General features: G+C 40.6%; 24 protein-coding genes and 1 pseudogene. 13 read left to right on the forward strand and 12 right to left on the reverse strand.

Annotated features, from left to right (window positions below):
• The first annotated feature begins 72 nt into the window (after positions 1 to 72).
• On the forward strand, positions 73 to 663 hold the full coding sequence (locus tag VSA01S_RS07995; RefSeq protein ID WP_039982638.1) for a DUF1415 domain-containing protein: 591 nt from the start codon (positions 73 to 75) through the stop codon (positions 661 to 663).
• Between the two features lie 223 nt (positions 664 to 886).
• Here the strand turns inward: VSA01S_RS07995 and VSA01S_RS08000 are convergent, their stop codons facing one another.
• The gene (locus tag VSA01S_RS08000) at positions 887 to 2,110 is read right to left on the reverse strand and encodes a PI-PLC domain-containing protein (RefSeq protein ID WP_039982637.1); all 1,224 of its coding nucleotides are present in this window, start codon (positions 2,108 to 2,110) and stop codon (positions 887 to 889) included.
• A 387-nt stretch (positions 2,111 to 2,497) separates the two neighbouring features.
• Between VSA01S_RS08000 and VSA01S_RS08005 the strand changes: the two genes are divergently transcribed.
• Both VSA01S_RS08005 and VSA01S_RS08010 read left to right on the forward strand, forming a co-directional pair.
• Positions 2,498 to 3,073, forward strand: a complete 576-nt coding sequence (locus tag VSA01S_RS08005) for a nucleoside triphosphate pyrophosphohydrolase family protein (RefSeq protein ID WP_039982636.1) — start codon at positions 2,498 to 2,500, stop codon at positions 3,071 to 3,073.
• Between the two features lie 652 nt (positions 3,074 to 3,725).
• Positions 3,726 to 4,160 (forward strand): CesT family type III secretion system chaperone, encoded by a 435-nt coding sequence (locus VSA01S_RS08010; protein ID WP_050567417.1) that lies wholly within the window; start codon positions 3,726 to 3,728, stop codon positions 4,158 to 4,160.
• A gap of 272 nt (positions 4,161 to 4,432) precedes the next feature.
• Here VSA01S_RS08010 and VSA01S_RS08015 read toward each other — a convergent pair whose 3' ends face one another.
• A complete protein-coding gene (locus VSA01S_RS08015; protein WP_039982634.1) occupies positions 4,433 to 5,368 on the reverse strand; it encodes a GlxA family transcriptional regulator in 936 nt (311 codons plus the stop codon).
• Positions 5,369 to 5,479: 111 nt separating this feature from the next.
• On the opposite strand from VSA01S_RS08015, the gene VSA01S_RS08020 reads away from it, so the two are divergent.
• Together VSA01S_RS08020 and VSA01S_RS08025 are read left to right on the forward strand one after the other, a co-directional pair.
• Entirely contained in the window at positions 5,480 to 6,004 is a 525-nt protein-coding gene (locus VSA01S_RS08020; protein WP_039982632.1) for a cysteine hydrolase family protein, read from the forward strand.
• Between the two features lie 292 nt (positions 6,005 to 6,296).
• Positions 6,297 to 6,587: a putative quinol monooxygenase gene (locus tag VSA01S_RS08025; RefSeq protein WP_039982630.1), complete on the forward strand. Its 291-nt coding sequence runs from the start codon at positions 6,297 to 6,299 to the stop codon at positions 6,585 to 6,587.
• 154 nt (positions 6,588 to 6,741) lie between these two features.
• Here the strand turns inward: VSA01S_RS08025 and VSA01S_RS08030 are convergent, their stop codons facing one another.
• Entirely contained in the window at positions 6,742 to 7,077 is a 336-nt protein-coding gene (locus tag VSA01S_RS08030) for a 5-carboxymethyl-2-hydroxymuconate Delta-isomerase (RefSeq protein WP_039982629.1), read from the reverse strand.
• Between the two features lie 333 nt (positions 7,078 to 7,410).
• Between VSA01S_RS08030 and VSA01S_RS20295 the strand changes: the two are divergent.
• Positions 7,411 to 7,524 (forward strand): annotated as a pseudogene (locus tag VSA01S_RS20295) (nucleoside triphosphate pyrophosphohydrolase family protein); the annotation flags it as partial.
• 94 nt (positions 7,525 to 7,618) lie between these two features.
• Here VSA01S_RS20295 and btuD read toward each other — a convergent pair.
• The 3 genes from btuD to VSA01S_RS08050 form a co-directional block, all read right to left on the reverse strand.
• The gene (gene btuD / locus VSA01S_RS08040) at positions 7,619 to 8,386 is read right to left on the reverse strand and encodes a vitamin B12 ABC transporter ATP-binding protein BtuD (RefSeq protein WP_039982628.1); all 768 of its coding nucleotides are present in this window, start codon (positions 8,384 to 8,386) and stop codon (positions 7,619 to 7,621) included.
• A complete protein-coding gene (gene btuC / locus VSA01S_RS08045; RefSeq protein WP_039982626.1) occupies positions 8,373 to 9,368 on the reverse strand; it encodes a vitamin B12 ABC transporter permease BtuC in 996 nt (331 codons plus the stop codon). Before btuC ends, btuD begins: the two co-directional genes overlap by 14 nt.
• Before the next feature lie 94 nt (positions 9,369 to 9,462).
• The gene (locus tag VSA01S_RS08050; protein WP_039982625.1) at positions 9,463 to 10,491 is read right to left on the reverse strand and encodes a succinylglutamate desuccinylase; all 1,029 of its coding nucleotides are present in this window, start codon (positions 10,489 to 10,491) and stop codon (positions 9,463 to 9,465) included.
• A gap of 468 nt (positions 10,492 to 10,959) precedes the next feature.
• On the opposite strand from VSA01S_RS08050, the gene VSA01S_RS08055 reads away from it, so the two are divergent.
• Complete coding sequence (locus VSA01S_RS08055) at positions 10,960 to 12,345, forward strand: L-cystine transporter (protein WP_039982624.1); 1,386 nt, start codon at positions 10,960 to 10,962, stop codon at positions 12,343 to 12,345.
• 91 nt (positions 12,346 to 12,436) lie between these two features.
• On the opposite strand, the gene VSA01S_RS08060 is transcribed toward VSA01S_RS08055, so the two are convergent.
• The gene (locus tag VSA01S_RS08060) at positions 12,437 to 13,924 is read right to left on the reverse strand and encodes a hypothetical protein (RefSeq protein WP_147052687.1); all 1,488 of its coding nucleotides are present in this window, start codon (positions 13,922 to 13,924) and stop codon (positions 12,437 to 12,439) included.
• Between the two features lie 785 nt (positions 13,925 to 14,709).
• On the opposite strand from VSA01S_RS08060, the gene sbcB reads away from it, so the two are divergent.
• From sbcB to cdd, 4 genes are all read left to right on the forward strand, one after another.
• Positions 14,710 to 16,131, forward strand: coding sequence for an exodeoxyribonuclease I (gene sbcB, locus VSA01S_RS08065; protein ID WP_039982621.1), 1,422 nt, complete (start codon positions 14,710 to 14,712; stop codon positions 16,129 to 16,131).
• Positions 16,132 to 16,173: 42 nt separating this feature from the next.
• A complete protein-coding gene (locus VSA01S_RS08070; protein WP_039982620.1) occupies positions 16,174 to 16,545 on the forward strand; it encodes a CidA/LrgA family protein in 372 nt (123 codons plus the stop codon).
• Between the two features lies 1 nt (position 16,546).
• Positions 16,547 to 17,224, forward strand: a complete 678-nt coding sequence (locus tag VSA01S_RS08075; RefSeq protein ID WP_039982619.1) for a CidB/LrgB family autolysis modulator — start codon at positions 16,547 to 16,549, stop codon at positions 17,222 to 17,224.
• A gap of 150 nt (positions 17,225 to 17,374) precedes the next feature.
• On the forward strand, positions 17,375 to 18,262 hold the full coding sequence (gene cdd / locus VSA01S_RS08080; protein WP_039982618.1) for a cytidine deaminase: 888 nt from the start codon (positions 17,375 to 17,377) through the stop codon (positions 18,260 to 18,262).
• 94 nt (positions 18,263 to 18,356) lie between these two features.
• Here the strand turns inward: cdd and VSA01S_RS19965 are convergent, their stop codons facing one another.
• Positions 18,357 to 18,497, reverse strand: coding sequence for a hypothetical protein (locus VSA01S_RS19965; protein WP_158000792.1), 141 nt, complete (start codon positions 18,495 to 18,497; stop codon positions 18,357 to 18,359).
• A gap of 77 nt (positions 18,498 to 18,574) precedes the next feature.
• Here VSA01S_RS19965 and purT point away from each other — a divergent pair, with 77 nt between their 5' ends.
• Positions 18,575 to 19,750, forward strand: a complete 1,176-nt coding sequence (purT, locus tag VSA01S_RS08085) for a formate-dependent phosphoribosylglycinamide formyltransferase (RefSeq protein WP_039982617.1) — start codon at positions 18,575 to 18,577, stop codon at positions 19,748 to 19,750.
• Between the two features lie 173 nt (positions 19,751 to 19,923).
• On the opposite strand, the gene VSA01S_RS08090 is transcribed toward purT, so the two are convergent.
• Complete coding sequence (locus tag VSA01S_RS08090) at positions 19,924 to 20,580, reverse strand: thiopurine S-methyltransferase (protein ID WP_039982615.1); 657 nt, start codon at positions 20,578 to 20,580, stop codon at positions 19,924 to 19,926.
• 468 nt (positions 20,581 to 21,048) lie between these two features.
• Here VSA01S_RS08090 and VSA01S_RS08095 point away from each other — a divergent pair, with 468 nt between their 5' ends.
• On the forward strand, positions 21,049 to 21,822 hold the full coding sequence (locus tag VSA01S_RS08095) for a RelA/SpoT domain-containing protein (protein WP_039982614.1): 774 nt from the start codon (positions 21,049 to 21,051) through the stop codon (positions 21,820 to 21,822).
• A gap of 137 nt (positions 21,823 to 21,959) precedes the next feature.
• Here VSA01S_RS08095 and ihfA read toward each other — a convergent pair whose 3' ends face one another.
• From ihfA to pheS, 3 genes are all read right to left on the reverse strand, one after another.
• The gene (gene ihfA, locus VSA01S_RS08100; RefSeq protein ID WP_039982613.1) at positions 21,960 to 22,256 is read right to left on the reverse strand and encodes an integration host factor subunit alpha; all 297 of its coding nucleotides are present in this window, start codon (positions 22,254 to 22,256) and stop codon (positions 21,960 to 21,962) included.
• A 498-nt stretch (positions 22,257 to 22,754) separates the two neighbouring features.
• Positions 22,755 to 25,160 (reverse strand): phenylalanine--tRNA ligase subunit beta, encoded by a 2,406-nt coding sequence (pheT, locus tag VSA01S_RS08105; RefSeq protein WP_039982612.1) that lies wholly within the window; start codon positions 25,158 to 25,160, stop codon positions 22,755 to 22,757.
• An 18-nt stretch (positions 25,161 to 25,178) separates the two neighbouring features.
• Entirely contained in the window at positions 25,179 to 26,162 is a 984-nt protein-coding gene (gene pheS, locus VSA01S_RS08110) for a phenylalanine--tRNA ligase subunit alpha (protein ID WP_021708019.1), read from the reverse strand.
• Positions 26,163 to 26,224: the final 62 nt, after the last annotated feature.

Genomic DNA, 26,224 nt, shown 5'->3' on the forward strand with positions numbered 1-26,224 from the left:
CAAGCCCCAATGGGCATAGAGAATCTAACTCTGTTATGCTTGTCATACATTCATCAAACTATAACTTATTGTATGTCGTCAAGCTCGAACACCCATACCTCAACTAGCGGTAATACAACCACGGATGCCATCACTGAACAAGTCACCACATGGCTTGAAGAGGTTGTGATCGGTTTAAACCTATGCCCTTTCGCCGCTAAACCGCAACGAAATAAACAAATTAAAACGTTTATCAGTCAAGCAAACAAAGAAGAAGCCTTACTAGAAGACATTCTTTTGCAACTGCATGAACTGGATAACACAGATCCTGAATCACTCGAAACAACCTTGGTCGTCGTACCGAACATGCTGGAAGATTTTTGGGATTATAATTTGTTCATAGATTGGGTTGAAAGTTTAATTAAACAGCAAAACTGGGAAGGAGTGTATCAAGTTGCAACTTTTCATCCCAATTATTGTTTTGGTGGCACTGAGCCTGAAGATGCCGAAAACCTAACCAATCGCTCTCCATACCCTATCTTTCATCTTATTCGTGAAGAAAGTATGGAAAGAGTGCTGAAGCATTACCCAAATCCAGAATCTATCCCAGATACAAACATTGCTCGTGTCTCTGCTCTATCTGAGCAAGAACGTAAAAAGCTTTTCCCTTATTTGTTTAGTTAAAATTTGCTTAACTAAGGTGAATTGGCAATCAAAGAGGCGACTAGATCGTCGCCTTCTTTGAATAGAACACCTTGAGATAACATAGCTTTTGACAAAAAGATGCTTTTATATAACTAAGATAATTCGTCAAAAATAAAGAGCGAATTGCTAATAAATTTTAGCATTGCCCAGTATTATTTCACCTTAACTTAATGAAATTATTGTCAGTAATTTTATTTCTTTATTATATTTTTGTCATAAACCCTTTCGGTTTATTTATTAAGCTATCATTATTAGCATTTATAATATCCATGTAACTTCCATATGGGCCTTCTTCTAAACCAATATAGTCACCACTAATAATACCTGGCGGTAAGTCTTTCACTGTATTAGCTAACTCTTCTGCTCCACGAGTCAAAAGTGGTTTAACACTTTCTGTTCCTTTTCCTGGCATATTGGTTTGCATAATATTGAGCTTGTTGCCAGACACCGTACTTTCCTGGTGAAATTCTTTCAAGAAATCTACTGTGTCCTTTACATTATTTTTATCAGCCCATTTAGTATGCGTTTCTTGTTTATAACTGAAATCATCGTCATCTCCAGGAGCTTTCAACATTAACCCAATATTTTTTCCTTTATGTAAAGTATCTGATAACTTCAATTCAGCAATATTTTTGTCATTATCTTTTTTAATAAGGTGAGAATTCACATCTTCTGTCAATACCTTTTCAAGGAAGTCAGAGCCTCCTTTTTTTAGATCAAACTTGAGTAAGTAGATATTATCACTGTCATTTACAGCATGTTGCAGCAAATCCTTAACATGTTTTTCTGCGTCACCTGCGGAGCTAGGACCATGAAAAAACTCATGCTTTCCACTACTTTTTGATAAAGTAACTCTGATGTCAAAATATGTCGCCCCCGCTTCGGCTTGCTGAACTAAGTTTAGATTTTGTGTTTTAAACTGACCAGGTACAAGAGAGCCTAGGCTACCTACCCCAGATTCTTTCCTGCTAAACGCAAATGTGCCAGCATCATGAGAGCCCAGCATAGAAAGCTTCCCTATAGGAGTTTCTGGATTAAGCAAGGAGTGCTTGATGAGTGGGCTGCTATTCACGCCTGTTGATAGATTCTCGCTTATAGCATTAGTTGCTGCTACACCGTCACTATTAACAAGGTTGGTAAGCAATGCATCTCTATAAGATTTAGGGCGAACATATAATTGCTCTGATTCAGAGTTTTGTCGAACTACTACAGAGGCACCGCCTTCAGATTGAACAACTTTAGCTTCTTTAAATTTAAGTGTTGAGTTTGCCTCAACATCAGTCTTTGATGCTGTTTCTAATGCTTTTGAATCAGTTAGGATATGTTGTGCCGTTTTTTCACCCAACTTTCCTTCACTTGGCTTTTGTTCAGCTTGAAATGATTGCGTATTAACTGCAGTGCTTTGAATACTGTTTGGCATGACCATATTACTTTCCTTTATTAACAATTTTGTTATCTTACGAAAGTAATCATGCTGTAAAATATCAATATTAATCGTAATTATGTAGATTATCAAAATTGGTGTTTATAAAAATAAAATTTTTCTGCCAATAATGATAGAGTATACGTCAATATATAATGGGTATATTCAAAGATCCTCGTCCTCGGTAGTCGTAACCTCAAGATACAGTATTCAGCGAGATGACCTTAGCACTCAGGTCGCTCGCCCTTTGGGGCATATCACTTAATTGTGTGGCATTTCATTCAATTAAATGCTCACAGGTAAATTTCTGAGCAAATAGAACTCCTCCTATTGGGCTTCACAGGTCGGTTTGCTATTATGACGTTCTTAATTGATTCCTTGGAAAGTACAATGCAACTGTCAAAGCTCACTCAAGACATTTTTGATCACCTATACCGTGACATCACTGAATTCCGTAGTACATTCGATCTGCCTGTTGATGATCCAGCTAGTCTCGATGCTCAAGCAGACACACTGCATACATCACTCGCGATTGAAGAACTGACTGAACTTGCCGAAGCTGGCTGCAAAACAGAGCAAGCCGACGCCATTATTGACAGTGTGTACGTTCTAATGGGCCGCTTAGTCCACCTCGGACACAGCCAAGTCTCAGATAACTTAGCAATCAGCTACCTAATTGATCTATTACTGAATGTTGCAGTCAACCGTGGCATCAATTTTATCCCTTGTTGGGACGAAGTACACTCCAGCAATATGAGCAAAGTATGTCGCAATGAGAAAGAGTACACGGAAACAGAACAGTTTTACGCTGACCAAGGCATCAAGCTTATGTCAGTACCAAAAGGTGAATACATCATTGCCAAGTGTGCCGAAGATTTTGTTGCAGAGGGTAAAACGGTTCGTAAAGGGAAAGTCCTAAAGTCCGTTTACTATCGACCCGCTGACCTTAAGCCATTAACGCAGTAATCAAAATAACGATCCTAGTAAAAACAGTATCGGTAAAACAGAAACGACAGACTCTGGGTCGTTTCTGTTATTAATGTATCTCCGCTTACACCCTAACTAATCAAACAATAACAGCTGGCGATCATCTAACTGCACTTTTCTTACCTCAGTATTAAAAGCACTGCTGAGCCACTCAGGCGTCATCACTTGTTCTGTTTCTGTTTCTGTTTCTGTTTCTGTTTCTGTTTCTGTTTCTGTTTCTGTTTAGAGTTTTAACCAATAAATGCAGAAGCACCACCGACCGATTGAATTACATAGGTTTGCTTGGATTTAAGCGCTCAAGTTGATTCGACATCAGTCTCCGATGTTTGGAATCCAGTCGAGATATGTTACATGGTTTTGTCACCAACTTTACCTTCACTAGACGTTTGTGCATTTTGAATTAACCAATCTACTTTGGATACTATTTGGCATGACCATATGAATTTTCTTCTATCGCTTAACGATTTTGTTCAGTGTAAGAGAGTAAACATGCTGGAGGCATCAACATTAACCTTAATTATCAAAAAAAAATATCTGATATATAAAAAAACTAACCAATATTGACATTCATTAATTGACATAAATATTACTAGTTAAATTATTTAAAAGTTCAATATATTGGAATAGTGAAGTGAATAAGCAATACATAAAAGCCATTGAGATGCTTTGTTTAAAGCTCGACTTAGATACACCACAAAACATAGATGAAATTACAAGCTTAAAGGTTGGAGAGCAAGAATGTCACATTACAGAGCACCCAAGTGGTAGATTGTTAATGTTCTCAAATATAAATAACCTCAACATGGACAAGGCGCAGAATTTTCTTGAGATGAATATCTTTAGCCAAGAAGAGCAAAAGCCAGTAATAGGAATTGATAAGGACACTGGTGAGTTCATCCTCTGGAATCAACAACCACTTGTACAAGCGGAAGGAGATAGCTTGTACCATCAACTTGATATACTTAGCTCACATTACGATCTTTTAGTTGAGTCCAATGAGCCATCAAATTCACCAACAAACGATGAAAATTCATTGTATTTTGATCCTTTGGCTCTGAAAGTTTAACAATTTAATTAAAAATCGGTAGAGACTTAGAATGCGAGCATATACTTCTAAAAAATTGAACTCCAAAAAGGATCTTCAAACTATCATTAAGAAAATAACCTTTACCCTGTTCAAATAAGCAGTAACCCATTAAATTTTATCAATTAATAGTTAACCATCAATTCTAACAATAACTTTCAGAAAGTTTATCTACAAATGAGGCGGTCAAATGGGCGCCTCCTAAAACATCGTCAAAACCAAACCCGTTAGTCTCCAATATCTATATGATCTAGTCATTCGTCTATTGGAGCACTACTAAACCGCTTTCGAAATTCTGTTGGAGTAAGACCGTACTCCCTCATAAAGACTTTTCTAAAAGCACTTACATCTTGATATCCAACACCATACGAGATTTCAGAAACTCCCTTTTTGGTGAGTTCAATCAGTTGACACGCATTATGCAATCGCAACTTTTGTAAATACTGAACAACAGTTAGGTCAATTGATTTGATAAATCGTCTTTGCAGTGTTCTAGGGCTAACAAAGTGACTCTCCGCAATATTCTTTACAGAAGAAGGGTTAGCATAATGTTCATCTAAATAATTTTGAACTTTAAGAACCAGCTCATCACCGTGATCTCGCTTTGGTATAAATTGATGGTAAAACCTCTGTTCACGAAAACCGCTATCAACCACCATTTCTTTGGACAGCCTCAGAGCAATTGTGGGTGATGAAAATAATGAAATTATCTCAAATACCAGATCAAGCCATGCCATGCGGCCACCTGCGGTAATGATGTTCCCTTCATTTACAATTATCGCATTGTCGTTGAGCTTTGCTCTAGGAAAGGCGATTTGAAAAGTTTCACCAAGCCGCCAATGTGTCGTACAAAACTTGTTATCTAGAAAGCCTCCTCTTGCAAGAATAAATGCACCCACACAAGCTGAAGCAAGTATAGCCCCCTGTTGTTGCATCGTTAAGAGATATTGATTCAAATCCATATTGTGTTGGGTGTAAAAATCATCATTGATACAAGGCGGTAAAACCACAACCTTAGCATAGCTTTCAATATTAAGCTGCTCCAGCGTCATTATGCTCACATCGAAACTAATAGATACATCCAGCTGTCGACAAATTGTGTTAGCAAGCATCATTGTTTCAGCAAAACCATGTACCGCTGCCTGACTGGCTGTTGGGTAATTAATGACTTCAATTTTAACTATTTTCATTTTAATTACATTGTCGCATTTAACTTCTTATGTGTCATTTTAGCCTCTCGTATCAAAAGTGTAAATTCAACATAATGAACTCATCAAAACGAGACATTCAAAGGAAACATCATGACTAAACAAGCGCTAATCGTAATTGACATCCAAAATGACTATTTTTCTGATGGTAAATATCCTCTTTATCAACCTGAAATTACAACTGAAAAAACGCTAAAAGCTATGGCTATTGCGAATTCAAAGAACATTCCAATTATTCACATTCAGCATCTAGTGTCACCGGAACTTGGTGAAGGTTTATTCTTCTACGATAATTCAGAAGGTGCTGAAGTTCATAAAGACATCATGGCAGCAGCTCCAACCTCACCAGTTGTTGTTAAACGTCACGCTGATTGTTTTGAAAAAACGAATCTAGAAGAACTACTTCAGAGCATGGGAGTAGAGGAGATTTTATTAACGGGAATGATGACCCATAACTGTGTGACACACACTGCACTATCTCCAGCTGCAGCAAAATACAATCCAAAAGTCATTGAAGAGTGTTGCTGTACCATTGACCCTATTGCTCATGCGTTGGCTGTAGATTCTATGCAAGTTCGCGGTATCGCAATGGTGAATATCGAAAACGCTTTTGCATAAATTAAAAAATAAATCTACGAGATAAACTTTTAACATGGTGCCAATCACAAGTTGATTGGCATTCTCTAGTTTTAGGCTGAGTTAACTCAAAATACGCTCACGAAACATTTTCAATTTTATCACAATATTTTTCCACCTCTAAAACACTATCCTATGATAATTGATTATCAAACTAAATTTGACAATTAATCAATTCGAACCTTGTTTTTCTTATACCAATAACTCTATAAAATATCGTTATCTAAATGAGACAGCCAAATAGGTTGTATTGATTAACCATAAGGAAAGTTATATGAGTAAATTAACGATTGTCGCTAACATCGTTGCAAATGAAGATAAAATTGAGTTAGTTAAATCAGAGCTCATAAAGTTAATAGATATCACCCGCAATGAAGAGGGATGTATAAACTACGATCTTCATCAAGATCATAACAACCCAGCACATTTTATGTTTTACGAGAATTGGGTATCTCGCGAGCTTTGGCAAGTACATATGGGAAATAAACACCTTTCTGAATATATCTCTGCAACGGAAGGTGCTGTAGCAAGTTTCACACTGAATGAAATGACACAAATCGCTTAAGCGTCTCCAAGAGGCTTATTTAAAAAGTGCTTAATTCACTGAAGGTATCTGTAATTGAGTTTATTTTAAATAAACTCAAAATTAAATGCGCTCACTATATTTAAAATTACTAATAAGATATAGGTAGATCTAAAAAGCATTGATTCTTTACATTTTAAACTATTTGTTTTGTGTAACTGTTCCTATCTATATCAACAACCTCTACGGTTAAAGACGCATTAACTAAATGAATTGATCTCAACTTTGAGATAACACTATTAGATAAAAGTAGCTTTTCTTGTGCACTACGACCAGAAAGAATACGCAAGGTTACGTGAACAAAGTTCTCTTCCAATGAACCTGTTTGATAATGTTCATACGCAATACTTCTAACTTTGATATCACTGCCATCAGGCTCAAATATATTTGATTCTAAAGCACCTTGAAACACTTTCTGGTTCACGTTTTTCGAGTCGATAGATGATGAATGTTCGACAATACAATGTGGCAAAATCTACTCCTTAGATACAATAGACTCTATGGTTTCCGCTGTTTCAGGACTGCTATATTTCTATCATTGTTAGCCTAGTATTTGCAAGTTATAAACCGCTGTTTAGACTCACTTTCTTACTACAGCAATCATAGCCACTCCTATTATCCTCTGAATTACTTTGTGAGGTTTATCCAAACTCTAGCTAATATATTTTTCTATAAGATGGCTTTCAACTGAAAGGCTCTAAATAAATGGAATTCTATCTATTGGGCTTTACAGGTCGGTTTGTTATTATGATGGTCTAATCGATCATTGTAAAATAGAATGCAACTGTAAAAGGTCATTCATGGCATTATTGCCAAATGTGCGGAAGATTTTTTTGAAGAAGGCAAAGCGGCTTGCAAAAGAAAAGTACTAAAATCCACTTACTATCGTCTAACAAACCTTAAGCCATTATCGCAATAATTTTTACAACGGTTTAAATAAAGCAGTATTGGTAAAACAAACCGACTAACTCTGAGTCGTTTCTGTTATTCATGTATACCCGCTTGCACTCCACCTAATCAAACAATAATAGCTGACGATCATCTAGCTGTACTTTTCTTACTTCGGTATTAAAAGCACTGCCAAGCCACTTTGGCGTCATCACTTGTTCTGTCTCTGCATAGATTTGTAGTATCCCATTACTCAGTAGTGCGACTTTATCAGCATGATTTAAGGTTCTATTGAGATCATGATTGGCTACGATCACCGTGATCCCTTGACTTATAACTGCATCAATTAATCGATAAAGAGAATGATCTTGAGCAATATCTAGCGAGGCTGCTGGTTCATCGAGCAACAGTAATTTAGCATTAGGGTTAATAGTGCGCCAAACCTGCAAACAGACACCTGCAAGTCGAACTCTTTGCCACTCTCCTCCAGATAAAGCTTGAATGCTTTGATGCAGCTTGTCTCGCAATTGAACCAAATTTAACACCGTATCTACTGCTTCAATAATGGTGCTGTCAGTGAGATCAAGCCCATTAGGTAAAGAAAGAGCAAGGTATTGAAAGACATCAATATTAAAAGCAGGTTTCGATTGTTGCGATAGAAAACCACGCAGACAAGCTTGCTCACCTAAGGCTAAAGACAGTACATCGACTTCGTTAATCAGGACGGATCCAGTCACTTTTGTACTTTGACCCAACACTCCTGCAATAGCGGATAACAACGTACTTTTCCCTGAACCATTAGGGCCAATCACATGGATCAACTCACCTGCTTTGCATGTAAAAGAAGTCGGAAACAAACGGCGATCAACCGAGATATTATTAATGTTGATCATGCTTTTTCACCAGTATCCAAATAAAAATCGGCACACCTATAGTGGTGGTCATCACCCCCAGAGGCAATTCCGCTGAATCCAACCATAGCCGAGCATTAATATCGGCAAAAATCAGTAGCCCAGCCCCGCAAAGTGCAGAAAGTGGCAATAGATATCGATTTTCAGTTCCAAAAATCAAACGCAATAGATGTGGCACGACCAGACCGACGAAGCTAATAATCCCACCAAGCGAGACCGCACCACCAACCAAAATGGCTATCGCGAGGATCAGTTTCCAGCGCATTTCATGCACATTAACTCCCAGCTGCGTCGCGTGCACTTCACCAAGCATGAGTTTATCAAGTGATTTTCCTTGGCAACACAGCCAGACTAATACGGGTACCATGAGCAGTGAGACCCAATGTTGAGACCAACTAGAGCCACTGATACTGCCCATCAACCAATACATTAATTGACGAAGGTTAAGCGAGTCACTGAAATAAAATGCCCATGTAACGATAGCACTGGAAAAGATCCCCAAGGCAAGACCAACCAGCAGCAAGCGAGCTGTCGATAGATAAAAAGCCCTAGCCATACCAACAAGGATAAACGTAAATGCCATAGCGCCAAATATGGCCGAAGCCATAAACACCATAGCTGTAGGCTCTACTGGCAAGGCAAACATCACTATCACCATCGCCAAGCTTGCACCACCAGATATGCCCAGTACCCCTGGCTCAGCTAGAGGGTTACCTAACAACACCTGGAGTGTCGCCCCTGAGACGGCTAATGCCGCCCCAATGACCGCAGCAGAAATCAAACGAGGTAAGCGTAAATCCCACAAGAGCTTCTGTTCAAACATTGATAAGGCTTTAAAAGGAGTGAGTAAGATCTCCCCGACCATTAAATGCACAGCTGCAAGCATCAATAATATAACAGCCATAAGTACCAAATTGCGCTGCCATCGCCGTGCTTTTTGCTGGATAAGTTGATGAAGTTCCATAATATCCGATTAATATAAACAAGGCTTAACATTCCGTTAAGCCTTGTTTATTTGCTAATGAGCTAATCCGCCTACTTTACCCGAAGTACCGCTCCTAGTCATACACTAATTCACCTTGTTCGAAGCGTGTTTTTACTTCACACACCATAAGCGCTGCTCGTTGACCAATTGCAACATGTCGATTTGGGAAGACAATTGCTTCATGATCATTTTTTGCCATCAGTGGCTTATCACCGTCGTAACCAAAAACTTCACCATGAACAAATGCCGTGAAATTTTTAACATCATCATCAAATAAAAAATCAAAGTCTTCATGCATACGTACTATCGTTCGACTGACACGATATTTAATACAGGGCTTAGGAATGTGTTCACTTTTCGTACAGGCGATTAAGTTACGCAGAGTTAAATCAAAAGCAGCTAATCTATCAAGAGCATTATGCCCAATCTGCGCCACGCGACCAAGCTCCATGGTCAGTGCTTGCGCCTCAAAATTCTCAGCACTGAACCAACTGAATGTGCTGGATGGTGAATTGGAAAGTAATAAGGCTTCGACATGAGACCCATCAATAAAATCAATTAACTCATGACTTCTCACTAAATGGCGCGTTTTGGGGCTGACAGCAAAGGTGTAATGCTTCGATCCTCGAATCGCACAATGCAGGTCTAAATGCCAGCGAGATTGAGGGGTCGTATCGGAATAAAACTCTGTAACCAAGGACTTTAAATTATTGGCAATATCAAGCTCTTGGCTTGGTTCGTGAACTTTATCATCGAACAATCGATTGAGATTAACATCAAGGAAGCGAGTGTGAGCAAGTGTCGCATGTGGGTGAGCAATAATAAATAAGCACCGCGCATGCACATGTTGAAAGCCGGACTCAATGTCAGTGATTATCGAATCAACTAACTCCATTGGTGCGGTTTCATTACCATGCACACCACATGAAATAATAATATTTTTGGCTTTATCGTCGATATTTGCTGGGATAACTTCCAACACACCTCGTTGATGAAGCTTCAACTTCACTCCGTTTTGTAGCACTTTTTCTGTAGGTAAAACGTCAATATCAACAGCTAGAGTATCAGCTAAAAATGATTGGCAAAAGAGAGATTTTGTCATACGTTACTCCTTAATGACACAGAATTATGCTACTTAATTGTTAGAGAAATTGCTGTTATTTTGATCGCACTTGTGAATTGAAACGGAGCTAACTTCAGGCGAATTAACACAGGCTAGTAAAACCAAGAACTGCACCTAGGTACAATCCACCTCCATTAAAATGATATTTGGTGCGCTTTCTGTTGCCAGATACACTTCATCTGAATGTCCCATAGCAGTACAACAAACTATGATATTCGATTTGGTTCTATCTAATGCGTGTTTTATCGTTTAAATGCTATATGCTTGGGAGTATCTTACGCCAATGGCTTCCATGTACTCAGAGTCGTTACTGAACCGTAGAGATAGCAAAGTATAACAACTTAAGATAAAACCTTTCCTATGCTGCTCAACACCCCCGATAAACAGTGCGCCATCTGAACAAAACATGGATTAAGTTATTTTTGGTTTGTTTAATAGGGTTTACTTATGCAGCTTGCACTTATTCTTTCATTGGCATTATTTGCTGCCATTATCTTGTTTATTTTGTATCAACAACAGAAACAACACTCGCTTTCTAGATTGGTTTTACTTGGCCTCATTACCGGTTCACTTTTTGGTTTTGTGCTGCAGATTTTTCATGGTGAAGGCAGCCCAATGATTGCACAAACCTTGCAATGGGTTGCGATAGTCGGCCAAGGCTATGTCGGCTTGTTAAAAATGATCATCATGCCACTGGTACTGATTTCCATGATCGCGGCAGTGGTAAAACTCGAGAAAGGCAGTTCATTGGGAAAAATCTCAGGACTTACCGTTGCCATTTTACTTGTTACAACAGGAATTTCCGCGGCTATCGGTATTTTTGTGGCGACCACGTTTGGTCTGTCCGCTGAAGGATTAACGGAAGGTGCCCGTGAAGCTGCTCGCATGGCCACCTTAGAGACTCGCGCAGATACTGTCAGCAATCTAACCATTCCACAAATGCTAATCAGCTTCATTCCGACTAACCCATTTTTGGATCTGACTGGTGCTCGCTCCACTTCCATTATCGCTGTGGTTATTTTTGGTGTGCTCACAGGGATAGCGGCAAGAAAAGTCATGTTAGAGCAGGAAGAACTTTACTCTCCTATCAAAACCTTCGTCAATTCAGCGCAAGCCATTGTAATGCGTCTGGTCAAGATGATCATGGCGCTAACGCCGTATGGTATTGCAGCTCTGATGGCGAAAGTCGTTGCGACATCTAATATGGCTGACATTTTGAACTTACTTAGTTTCATCGTTGCTTCATACGTGGCAATTGCACTGATGTTTGTTATCCATGCGCTGTTAGTCTCTCTTTTTGGTGTGAACCCAGTGAGCTATTTCAAAAAGATTTGGCCAGTTCTTACTTTTGCCTTCACATCACGAAGCTCCGCTGCCACTATTCCACTTAACGTTGAGGCACAAATTGATAAACTCAATGTACCACCAGCGATTGCTAATCTGTCTGCTTCATTAGGTGCGACCATCGGTCAAAATGGGTGTGCTGGCATTTACCCTGCCATGCTCGCAGTGATGGTGGCACCAACGGTTGGTATTGACCCATTAAACATTCACTTTTTGTTATCACTGATCGGTATCATCATTATCAGTTCATTTGGTATCGCTGGTATTGGTGGTGGTGCGACTTTTGCGGCTCTAATTGTCCTGCCTGCCATGGGGCTACCTGTGACCATTGCTGCACTGCTTATATCAATTGAGCCGCTTATCGATATGGCTCGTACCGCACTAAATGTTTCTGGTTCAATGACTGCGGGAACCATTGTAAGTCGAGTACTTAAATCTTCAGAGCAACAACAAGAAAACGAAGCTATCGAGACAGAACAAATCGCCTAGCGTCCCCCCTTACACTTGAGCAAAAAAAGAAGCCGATAGACTTTCTATCGGCTTCTTTATTCTAAGAGATTAGTATCAGTGTTATAAGGTGTTACATGTTCTTCACTTTGCAAATAAACTGCTTCTGATCAGAACTTTTTGAACCGGTATCTTGAGAAGACCAAAACAGCCCCGATGGTAAAATACGTTTATCATTTAAGTTCCAAAGATCATCAAGATTAGTTAATGATGCATAAAGTTTATCTTTGCAATAGACCATGGCTTTTTTCAAAGGAGCTTTATAAGGCTGCTGTTTTTCTGCTTCTGGCATCACATAAAAATGTTCACTATCATGATAAAGAATAGTGTGTGTTGGCCCCTTCAACGATTCGATCTCCGATTCATCTACACCAATACTTGTTAATAAAGAAAAGTTAATCGCATCAAAATCTGGTAATGGTTTATCCGACAATTTTGCTGAAGTCTTTGATGTTGCTTGCGCAAGAGGTTTAGGTGCCTTGAGCGTTTTAATCGTCGGTTTAGTTAAAGTTTCTTGCTTGGAGCTCCTAGCCTGCACCTTAGAAGTGCTGGTCTTGCTCGCCGTTTTGTTTTTCGACGCTCCAGAGAAACTGAAGTAGTATTCATTTTCTGTGTAAGGTGTGGCTTTAATTGATTCTCGCTTTGAGCCATTTTCGGCGACGATATCAATGACACCAACAAAAGTGCCCCTGTATTCAACAGTTTTACCTTCACCCGCAAAATCACTATTCACGTAGTACTTAGTGTTTTCACTGTTCGACTTAAAGACTAAGAAATGCTTATTCAGCCCCAGTTCTTTACGGACAACTTTATCGGTTTCAGTAGTAAATGGCTTCGTATATTTTGCACTTGCCACATATTTTAAGTGCCCTTGCATGTCCAAAGAAGCATTGACCACTTCAAAGTCTTCAACTTTGAGTCCATTTGAATTGCCCATTTTGAGTAAAAACGCCTGTTCCATTGCTGATAGATTCCTTTCTACACAACGGCTAATACTGTCTGATGCATTACATGTGATGGTTCCGTCGCTTTTGTGGCTATAGGCAATAGAAGAATCATTAATAAGTCTGGATTTAATTTCACGATACAAATCCAAAACTTGTTGGTTTTTATCTTTTTCCAAGGTTAGTACTGATACTTTTCGTTTTTCAATATCTTGATGAATGGTCATAAATTTAGCTTGATTGAGTTGTAACTCATCATTAAGTACTTTTATAGAATAAGAACTTTTCTTTAATGATTCTATTAATTCATCATTAGGCTGACCTGACATAAGGTCTCTTTGCATCAGTTCTGAGCCTTCGATAATGTAAGCCTTATAGTCTTCTATTTTTTCTTCTAAGTTACGGCTTTCTGACTTTGTTTTATTGTAATCTTTGGTGAGTTTTTCGATATTTGTTGCTTTGAATTCTTTATCAAAATTTTCGTTGATTTTATATAATTGCTCTTCCTCTGAACCGCTTAATATACCACCAGCAACAGAGGTAGAAATAAGAAACATCATGGGTAGCATAGCGATTTTTTTCATTGTTATTTCCATATAAACCATAAAATCTGCCAATGTATTAAATTTAGCATGTAATCACTCCGAATCAAGAAGTTATATGCATTTCACTCGTGTATATCTAGATTAAAGTTGTGATTTGTATGTCTATTGCAAAGGTAAATGTACTATCAATCACAAATCCACATTTTATACTGTAAAGAGTTTTAGGTGTTTGATTCAGAGCAGTTTTGATAGTCCATATGTTTAATAAGTGTGAAGATGATCTATTGATATCAATATGCGTTAGGCCCTGTTGACTAATTTAAATTTTGAGTAAAAACCAATAAAGACAGAAAACACAACCGTAACAACAGAGTAAACATATCCTTAGGCTTACATTATGGCATTAATTTATAAACGAAGATTAAGACAAGTAGAGTATTTCTGGATTGCCCTCTTTTTCTTTAAGCTCGGTGCCATATTGTGGATTTACCTTGCATTTCCCGGGCTGCTTATCGGATACTTACTTATATATATGCGTTTGTTTTTTCCATTGTATCAACATCGATACTGCATACGATGTTTGCTTTAGATGATATTTTTGCTATAAGTCTTTCACCGTCATTCAGATCTGCTGGGTCGCTCAGTTTTATCATGACTTTTAGCTACTCGTCAGTGATGCTTCAGCTGCCTGCTTTTAAATGTGACGTCGCACCTGAAAATTTGGATATATATTGATGCATATGCACCAATATAACGTGTGCAAAAATAATGAAAATCTAACAAGCATATAGAAAGCTGATAATAGACTGATATACAAAGCGTAGTTTTGAAGAATAGCGAACAAAAAAAGGAAAACCATGAACAATACCGAACAGCCTACATTCTTCTTCTTTGATTACGAAACTTGGGGAACCAGCCCAGCTAAAGATCGTCCAAGCCAGTTTGCTGGTGTGCGTACTGATGAAAATTTCAACATCATTGGTGAGCCACTGGTGATCTATTGCCAGCCTCCTGCTGATTACTTGCCTTCTCCAGAGGCTGCTCTGATTACTGGCATTACGCCTCAGAAAGCATTAAAAGATGGCTTACCTGAACCGGAATTTATCGCAAAGATCCATGCTGAACTTTCTAAGCCAAACACCACCAGCCTTGGTTACAATAGCATTCGCTTTGATGATGAAGTTACACGCTATACTTGCTACCGTAACTTTATCGACCCGTATGCTTGGAGTTGGCAAAAAGGTAACTCACGCTGGGATCTACTTGATGTTATGCGAGCCTGCCATGCATTACGCCCTGAAGGCATCGAGTGGCCTGAAAACGATGAAGGCTTTACCAGCTTTAAGTTAGAACATTTATCCGTCGCGAATGGAATAGAACACAGTAATGCACACGATGCGATGGCCGATGTTGTTGCGACCATTGAACTAGCCAAAAAGATTAAAGCGGCCCAACCTAAGCTGTTCGATTACTTCTTTTCCATGCGTCACAAACGTAAGTTGAATGAGCTGATCGATATCGTCAATATGACTCCTCTTATGCATGTGTCTGGCATGTTGGGCCGGGAATGCCAATATACGAGTTGGATCGTTCCAATCGCGTGGCATCCTACCAACAATAATGCGGTGATCACGGTTGATCTCGCTAAGGATCCTCAACCCTTACTTGACTTGTCCGCTGATGAGTTGCAACAGCGCCTCTATACAAAACGAGAAGATCTCGGTGATTTGTTACCCGTCCCTGTCAAATTAGTCCACCTTAATAAATGTCCTATTTTAGCGCCGGCCAAAACACTCACCGCAGAAAACGCCGAGTCCATTGGTATTGATCGCCAGCAATGCCTAAGTAACCTTGCTACTTTACGCCAGAACCCTGAAGTTCGAGATAAACTCATCAGTCTCTTTTCAATCGAGCGAGAGTTTGCCAAAAGCGATGATGTCGACACACAACTCTATGATGGCTTCTTCTCTCCTGCCGATCGTGCCGCCATGGACATCATTCGCGAAACCGACCCCAATAACTTAGCGGCACTCGATATTGAGTTTGCAGATAAGCGTATAAAACTGCTGCTGTTCCGTTATCGTGCAAGGCACTACGCCAATACATTGGACGAGCAAGAGCAGCGACGTTGGGCACAGCATTGCCGAGAAATCTTCGAAAGCCAGATTGAAGATTACATGCTAAATTTAGAAAACCTAGTTCATGAACATGAAAGTGACGACAAGAAAATCGCACTTCTCAAATCCGTGTATCGTTACGTAGAAAGTCTGGCTTCTTAGATTTCTCCAACACAAAAATCGAGGGTGCTGAGTGTATTTGGCATGAAACATCGCTTAAAACAACTGGTTCATTTACTGATTGCTCTGCTAATTATTAGCGGAGCACTCGCCATTGGTAATTTTCTTCAATCACTAACAAACACTTCTATTCCCGGAAGTGTTATTGGCATGCTGGTGCTGTTTTTCTCAATGGTGTTTGGTGTGATAAAAGCAGAATGGGTCAAACCTGGCGCAACTCTATTCATTCGCTATATGATCCTGCTATTTGTACCAATTAGTGTCGGTCTGATGCAACATTTTGATATGCTGATTAATAATGCATTACCGATTTTAGCAAGTGCCATAGGAGGGTCACTGATCGTCTTAGTCAGCTTGGCTTGGTTATTAGAGTATTTGCTTAAGGATAATCGCTAATATGTGGTTATTTGTTACCATCTTGGTGTTCTTTACTGCTCGTCATATTGCAATAAAGATCAACAAACCATTTGCTAACCCACTTTTGATGAGTCTAGTGGTTTTGATTCCCATCTTGCACTACTTTCATACCTCTTATGAAATTTACTATCATGACAACCGCTGGCTCAGTGATTTACTGCAACCTGCCGTTGTTGCTCTGGCTTATCCTTTGTATGAACAGCTACCACAAATCAAATCTAAATGGCGAATCATCCTGTTAGCCTGCACCTTAGGTAGTGTTATGTCGATGATCACTGCGACTTTGATTGCCGTGGCCTTCAAAGCAGATATCAGCTTAATTGCTAGCCTTATCAGTAAATCTGTCACCACTCCGATAGCAATGGAAGTATCACGTCATTTGGGAGGAGAAGCGGCTATAGCTGCCATTCTTGTATTAATTGTTGGTCTATTTGGTGCCATACTCGCCTATCCGATATTTAATTTATTAGGGATCAAACACCCAATTGCTCGGGGCTTAACCATGGGGACGGTATCGCATGCATTAGGTACCGCAACTTGTGCAGAAAAACAACCTTCTGATGCTGCTTATTCCTCTCTTGCCTTAGTTTTGTGTGGCATTATCACGTCAGTGCTTGCTCCAAGTATTTTTAGTCTTGCCGTTTGGCTATCTCAGTAAACCGTAACCAAACGCAAAGTAGCAAACATGTGTGAAGTGCCTCTAATTATGTAACATGGAACTTATTTACAAACATTAGCGTGATCTTAATCACGGATTTTTCTATTTCATCGCCTAGAATATCCTTCCATGCACTAACAAGGACTCCAAATGAATAGTCGCGTTGAACATGCATTAGCAAATATTCCTGAGCCACTTTCTAGCCACCTTGCTCCGATCGTTCAATCCAACGATTTTGATGCAACTATTTCCAAAAAGCAGTTTGAGCAATTACTTTCTTTAACTCACCTATCCGATAAAGAGCTTCGTCTTGCTCTTCTCCCTATCGCCGCTGCTTTTTCCTATGCCCCTATTTCTAATTTCTATGTCGGAGCAATCGCTCGGGGTTTATCAGGAAACCTTTATTTCGGCGCTAACATGGAATTATTTGGAGTTCAGCTTGGTCAAACCGTTCACGCAGAACAGTCTGCAATAAGCCACGCTTGGATGAAAGGTGAACGTGGTTTAACTGACATCACCATCAACTTCAGCCCTTGTGGTCATTGCCGTCAGTTTATGAACGAAATCTCAACGGCTAAAAACCTCAAAGTGCAACTTCCAGATAGTGACGAAAAACGACTGCACGATTACCTACCTGAAGCATTTGGCCCGAACGATTTAGGCATAGAATCAGGTTTGATGTCAGAGGTCGTGCATTCCTTTACTTTTAAAGACGATAATATACTGCTTGAGAAAGCGGTAGATGCAATGAACATGAGCCACGCTCCTTACACAAACAACTTCAGTGGCCTTGCCATTGAGATGACCTGTGGTCGTGTGTTCTTAGGCGCTTATGCCGAAAACGCTGCATTTAACCCAAGTCTACCGCCTTTGCAGGTCGCGCTGAGCCAAATTATGCTCGCTGGCCTAAAATTTGATGACATCAAAGCGGTCGCTCTAGCTGAAAATGCTCAAGGTAAAATCAGCCACCTTGCTGAAACTCAATCTACTATCGAAGCATTAAATCCAGACATTCCAGTCAGTTTTGTTAATGTCTAAAGTGCGATTAATGTTTGTCAGCGTTTTGCTGTTGTCAGTTGCAGGCTTGATTAAATTGTGAACTAAGCAGAGCCCATTCATTGGGCTCTTCTTATTATAAAAACTCAGTTAACCTTTGTGCTGCTCTTTCAAGCGCTAAATTCACAACACGAGTAATCTCATAGAAGTTGTTATCTAGAACATCCCAATCTTTATCTTCAGGAATGGGCAACGACAGCATCAAAAAACGTAGCAAACGTTTGCCTCATTAATTAAATCCAGTATTATCCGTTCTCAATCATCTCACATCATTCTAATTTTTAAGGTAATGCTATGTTCGGTACTGCAACACGCCCCCATGCAACACGTGTTTTACTTTTAGGCTCTGGTGAGCTCGGAAAAGAAGTGGCGATAGAATGCCAAAGGCTAGGTTTAGAAGTGATTGCATGCGATCGCTATGCGGATGCACCTGCAATGCAAGTCGCCCACCGTAGCTACGTCATCGATATGCTCGATGGCCAAGCTTTAGAAGAAATCATCATGCACGAACAACCCGCCTACGTTGTGCCTGAAATCGAAGCCATCGCCACCGATAAATTAGTTGAACTCGAAGAAAAAGGGATAAACGTTGTTCCAACCGCTCGAGCAACAAAACTTACCATGAATCGTGAAGGTATTCGTCGATTAGCCTCTGAAGAACTTGAGCTAAACACTTCACCTTACCAATTTGCTGATAATTTTGATGACTTTAAATCAGCAGTCGACTTTGTCGGTACCCCTTGCGTGGTTAAGCCTGTAATGAGCTCTTCGGGTAAAGGACAGAGTGTGATTAGAACAGCTGAAGATATCAATAAAGCTTGGGAATACGCTCAACAGGGAGGTCGAACTGGAGCTGGACGAGTCATAGTCGAAGGCTTCGTTGACTTTGATTATGAAATTACCCTTCTTACTGTTAAAGCGGTCGACGGCGTGCATTTCTGCGCTCCTATCGGTCATCGCCAAGAAGATGGAGACTATCGTGAATCATGGCAGCCACAAGTCATGTCAGACAATGCACGCAAAGCCGCCGAATACGCTGCGGAAAAAGTCGTAAACGCACTTGGCGGTTATGGGTTATTTGGAGTGGAATTGTTTGTTAAAGGCGACCATGTGTTCTTCAACGAAGTTTCACCACGTCCACATGATACCGGTATGGTTACAATGATTTCACAAGATATGTCTGAGTTCGCGCTTCACGTTCGTGCGTTCACCAAAATGCCCGTCCATCAGATCACTCAATTTGGCCCATCAGCTTCAGCTGTTGTACTCGGAGAAGGTCAATCAGAAGACCTACAGTTTGATAACTTAGCCAAAGCTTTAGCCAAACCGCAAACTCAATTAAGATTGTTTGCTAAACCAGACATTTCAGGGCGTCGACGACTTGGTGTTGTCTTAACGCGCCGTGATAGTGTTGAAAGCGCTATCAAAGATGCCATTGAGAGTGCTGCACAAGTTCGTATTGAATATTAATCGATGAACCGCTGAACCTTCTTTAACCAAGTAAGTTCAAGATGATTTGTTCAGCGGTACGAGCAAGATGTTGGTTACTATTTCGAGAATTGCTCAGTATTCATCAACACTATTAAGCAACACTTTTGAACGATTCGGCCTGCTTGACCATGCTCGCCAAGCAGGTTCAGTGTTTATGAACGAAGATCTTCAATAAGGTAGACTTCTTCAGAAAATCGGCTCAAACCTTTCTTCGCTATTTTAGGATGATGTTTATCTGCGCCATTCACGGTTAAACAGGTAACTTTATAATCCTTAAACAGTTCACTTACCTCACACCCCGGTACACTAAACGGTGGGCCTGCCATCTCATCTTGAGGGTAATCTAACGTGATCAATAAAATACGGCCGCCAGGATTGAGCAATTGTGTGAGCCTATTGACATAATCTGCCCTCATTTCTTGAGGTAAAGCGACTAACGCTGCACGATCGTAAACTAAATCTGCTTTTGCGACCGGAGCCGTAAAGAAATCACCACAATATATTGAAAGCTCATCAAACTGATACAGCTCCAAGTTACCCTTAATTGGAATCACGGTTGGAGTGTAGAAGTGCTCAGCAAAAAACGCCCTAACTGCAATTTGGCTCAATTCTACTCCGCAAACGTCGTTATGTTTCGACGCCAACCAAACCAAATCTTCAGATTTACCACATAGAGGAACCAAAACCTGCTCTCCCCGTTTGGGTTGAAGATGGTGCCAAAATTCGATGAGTAACGGGTTTACATCACCTAAATGGAAGCCGATTTGATTACTTGCCCACTTATTATGCCAGAATTCTTGTTCTCTCATATCCACTCTACTTTAAATAGCTTTGAACAGGCACCTTCAACGAAGGTATAAATCACACCTAAAAACAATCCCTGTACTTAACGGTTCAACATTCAATTATGAAAAAGAGGTTGAGAATGCTTAGGTAACATTAGGTTAACGAATTTTCCGATTTTGTCTACGTTGTTCATCTTAAGTTAATAGTGACATGTTAAAGTAGCTTTGTATTCGAGCCAGTAACAGAGGTTTTGATGCTAACAATTGATCTGGTTAAATGATATATAAGATGCTGTATACCTACTTTAGAGTTAGGCATTCATCCCGTAGCGAAACAATAAGAAAAATTATGCTTGGGTTTGAGTACTTAGCCTCCATAAACTATTGTGTACCTAAGTAATCTCAAGATACTTTGGTATAAACCTGATTTGCAAAAAGCTGAGTAACTTTTAACGATTCATTTTTTCAGTGTAAGCAAGTTAAGGAGAATGGATGAACTTATTTTTACGTACTACTGCATTGATGCTTTTGGTACTCAGTCGAGCTTCTGCAGTTGCCGCTCTTCCTAATACTCCAGAGAGCAAACAGAGCGCTTTCAACACCTCAGATCAAGTTTGTTCCCAATCATTCAAGCATAACCTCAGTGGTCTATATAGTATCAAGCCTATTCAATCTAGCCCTACTCAACCCTATAGTGATTTTGATGTACTGTATCAAAAAGCACATCAAGCTCAATTAGAACTTGAAACCATATGCAAAATGACAGCATTGCTTACCCACTCTCAGCCTTACTTTGCTGGAGTTAAATCAAAACAACGTGCACAAGACAAAATCAATTACGAATTGGATGGTCAAGTAGAGAGAATTACAGACTTAGCAAGAGCGACCATCGTTGCACGAGACGTAGCAAGTTTGATGGCTGTCTATGAAACGCTAGAGCGCGAAACATCGATTATAAACGTTAAGAACCGTTTCAAAAAACCTAAGAAGTCAGGCTATAGAGATTTGAACCTGCTGGTACGTTTACCCAATAGTAATCTTGTTGCTGAAGTTCAGCTTCACTTAAAAGCAATTGCAGATGTCAAAAGTGGACCAGAACATGATTTATACAAAAAGATACAAGATATAGAACGCAAGGCACTGTCGGAGAGCCGTCCGATAAGTGAACTGGAATTGGCTTCTATTAAGAAAATACGTAGCCAATCGAAAGATCTTTATCAACAGGCTTGGCAACCTTATTTAACAACCCATCTAGCTGCTGCTTAAAGCCCTAATAAATGCTCAGATAAGGTAATATGGAAACAGCTAACAAAAACTAAACTATAATTAACCCGGTCATCTCGGGCGGGACTTTCAAAAAATAAGAGTCCACAATGTATTGTGGACTCTTTAATCAATGTAAATTACTGCTTAAAAGAGAGATTTTCAACTCTTGCCTTAAGCTTCTGTCCAGGACGGAATGTCACTACACGTCGAGCAGTAATTGGAATATCTTCACCCGTTTTCGGGTTACGACCAGGTCTTTCATTCTTGTCACGAAGGTCAAAATTACCAAAACCTGACAGTTTTACCTGTTCACCACTTTCTAGTGCTTTACGAATTTCTTCGAAGAACACTTCCACCGTTTCCTTGGCGTCCCGTTTACTAAATCCCAATTTATCAAACAGGTTTTCTGCCAGTTCGGCTTTTGTGAGCGCCATAAAACTTTCCTCAAAGCTATGTTAAACAATGCTACCCAAAGTAGCGCTAGAGCAGTTTTACCCTACTAATTCAACAACATATCGGGTTTACTTTTGGAAGTGTATGTCAAGCTTATGATTTTCGCCAACTTTTTTATTTCCTAATATAACAAAAAAGCAGAACACCAAAGGAATTATATCCTTTGATTTACGAAGTATTAAGATTTAAGTATTACATAAAGAAATAAAAAGGACAAAAAGACCAATTTAATAAAAAAACAAGGATAAAAAACTATTTAATAAAAGTATCAAATAATATTGCTAAAGTTGGTTTTATTACGAATTCTTCCAATTTTATGTTCAAAAAATATACTTAGTGAATTTTTAATTACAGATTCTCAAGCAATATTTCACACTTGTGAACTGACATAATGTAGAGACTTTTGGTTATTATACCTATAAAAAAACCCCACCAAACTGGCAGGGCTTTTATCTCTTTAGGTACTATCACTGAATGAGTTAGTCACGTAGAGACGCACCAAACTTCTCAGATACGTGAGCAACGATAGCGTCAACCGCACCAGCAATGTCAGCATCCTCAAGCGTACGTTCAACTGATTGTAGCGTCAGAGCGATTGCTAAGCTCTTCTTACCTTCTTCTACGCCTTTGCCTACATACACGTCGAACAACTTGGCATCTTTTAGGAACTCACCACCTTGTTCTAGACATGCTGCAACGATGTCACCTGAAGCAACAACATCGTCAACAACCACTGCGATGTCACGACGGTTTGATGGGAACTTGGAAAGCTGTACTGCTTCTGGAATCACCTTAGTGTTGATCGCAGACCATTCCACTTCGAATACGATAGTACGGCCGTTTAGACCAAACTTACGCTCAAGCTCTGGGTGCACAGTACCAATCACACCAACTTGCTTGCCATCAACGATGATAGCTGCAGATTGACCTGGGTGAAGCGCTGGGTTCGCTGCTTTATCTTCAGCAGAAAGCGCAGCAAAAGAGTAAGCCACTTCGTTTGCTGTAAGCTCAAGAACCGCTTCTAGATCGCCTTTCAGATCAAAGAAATCAACTGTGTTAGTTTCGATGTCCCAGTGCTCTTCGCTACGAGTGCCTGCAATAACACCTGCAAGCATAGACTCTTGGCGCATACCGTTTTCAGCAGACTCACATGGGATGAAACGTAGGCCGTATTCAAATAGACGAACACGTGGCTGTTGACGCTTCTGGTTGTGAACCACAGTGTTTAGTAGACCTTGGATTAAGCCTAAACGCATTGCTGACATATCCGCAGAGATTGGGAATGGCAGGATGAGTGGCTCAACATCTGGAACAACAAGCTTTTGCTGCTCTGGTTCAACGAAGCTGTAAGTGATGGCTTCTTGGTAACCACGGTCAACAAGTAGGTTACGGACACGCTTTAGCGGAATATTCGCTTCAACGTGGTCATGCATCTTAAGTGCAGCAGCTGGATTTTGATTAGGAATGTTATCGTAACCGTAGATACGACCTACTTCTTCAATCAGGTCTTGCTCGATAGCAATATCGAAACGCCATGTTGGCGCGACTGCCACCCACCCTTCTTCAGAAGCTTCAACAGTCAAACCTAGACGCTCTAGGATTTCTACTACGTCAGCATCAGCAATGTGGTGACCCAGTAGGTTGTCCAGTTTAGTGCGACGTAGTGCAACTTTGTTTGGCTTAGGTAAATCTGCATCAGACTCAACAGCAACAACAGACGCTACTTCACCACCACAAATCTCAACAAGAAGCTGAGTTGCACGTTCCATTGCACTCACTTGTAGTGCGTAATCCACACCACGCTCGAAACGCATTGAAGAATCAGTGTGAAGACCGTAGCTACGAGCGCGACCACGGATGTGGTCAGGTGCAAAGAAGGCACACTCTAGTAGAACGTCTTTAGTCTCAGTTGTTACACCAGACTCTTCACCACCAAAAATACCTGCGATTGCAAGTGCCTTGTTGTGGTCTGCTACTACTAATGTATCTGCGTTTAGTTCTGCTTCGCTACCGTCAAGAAGGGTTAACTTCTCACCTTGCTCTGCCATACGAACGACGATACCGCCGTCGATCTTCGCTAGATCGAACGCGTGCATTGGTTGGCCTTGCTCTAGAAGAACATAGTTAGTGATGTCGACTACAGGGTCGATAGAACGAATGCCACAACGACGCAGTTTTTCTTGCATCCATAGTGGTGTTTCAGCTTGAACATTTACGTTCTTAACTACACGACCAAGGTAACGTGGACACGCAGCTGGGGCTTTCACTTCGATAGAAACTTTATCATCGATTGAAGGTGCAACTGCTTCTACAGAAGGTTCTGTTACATCAACGCGGTTTAGTACGCCAACTTCACGAGCTAAACCACGAATGCTGAAACAGTCCGCGCGGTTTGCTGTTAGGTCTACGTCTACCGTTACGTCGTCTAAGCCTAGGAATTCACGGAAATCGGTACCGATTACTGCGTCTTCTGCGAGTTCCATGATGCCGTCTGACTCAACGTCGATACCCAGTTCAGTGAATGAACAAAGCATGCCGTGAGAAGGCTGGCCACGTAGTTTCGCTTTTTTGATTTTGAAATCGCCTGGAAGAACAGCACCAACTGTTGCTACTGCTACTTTCAGACCTTGGCGACAGTTGTGCGCGCCACAAACGATGTCTAGAAGCTCTTCTTCACCCACGTCAACTTTAGTTACACGCAGCTTGTCTGCATCTGGGTGTTGACCACATTCAACAACGTGACCAACTTTAACGCCGTTGAACGAACCTGCTACAGGTAGCACGTCATCAACTTCTAGACCCGCCATTGTAATTTGGTGAGTAAGCTCGTCAGTGGTAATCGAAGGACTAACCCACTCACGAAGCCATGATTCGCTGAATTTCATAGTGATTTATCCCCTGGATTACTTGAACTGTTTTAGGAAACGAAGATCGTTCTCGAAGAACGCGCGTAGGTCGTTTACGCCGTAACGAAGCATTGTTAGACGCTCAACACCCATACCGAACGCGAAGCCAGAGTATTTTTCAGGATCGATGCCTACGCTACGTAGTACGTTCGGGTGAACCATGCCGCAGCCTAGTACTTCTAGCCATTTACCATTTTTACCCATCACGTCGACTTCAGCTGAAGGCTCAGTGAATGGGAAGTAAGATGGACGGAAACGCACTTCTACTTCCTCTTCGAAGAAGTTACATAGGAAATCGTGCAGAATGCCTTTCAGTTGTGCGAAGTTTACGTTCTCATCAACCAGCATACCTTCCACTTGGTGGAACATTGGTGTGTGCGTTTGGTCGTAGTCGTTACGGTATACACGACCTGGTGCGATGAAACGGAATGGCGGTTTACCATTTTCCATCGTACGGATCTGCACGCCTGACGTATGAGTGCGAAGCATCAAATCTGGATTGAAGAAGAAAGTATCGTGGTCAGTACGTGCTGGGTGATCAGCCGCAATATTGAGCGCATCAAAGTTATGGAATGCATCTTCGATTTCTGGACCAGACTCTGTGTTAAAGCCTAGTTCACCAAAGAACTTCTCAATACGCTCAACAGTACGAGTAACTGGGTGTAGACCACCGTTCTCAATACGACGACCCGGTAGTGTCACATCGATCGTTTCTGCTGCAAGCTTCGCTTCTAGCTCTGCACGTTGTAATGCATCTTTACGAGCTGCAATAGCTTGCTGAACAACGCCTTTCGCTTTGTTGATCTCTTGACCCGCTTCACGACGTTCTTCTGGTGGTAGTTTACCTAGGCTTTGAAGTTGAGCAGTAAGCTCGCCCTTTTTGCCTAGATACTGAACACGCACTTCATCAAGTGCGACTAGCGACTGCGCAGCTTCAATTGCTGTGCTCGCATTAGCAATGATCTCTTCTAGATGTTGCATCGTTTCCTCATCTACCTACTGGTAGTATCCATAAGGGAGTGATTGGTTTTTTTGATAGCTGT

It is taken from the genome of Vibrio sagamiensis NBRC 104589 (assembly GCF_007990935.1).
Taxonomy (GTDB): Bacteria; Pseudomonadota; Gammaproteobacteria; order Enterobacterales; family Vibrionaceae; genus Vibrio; species Vibrio sagamiensis.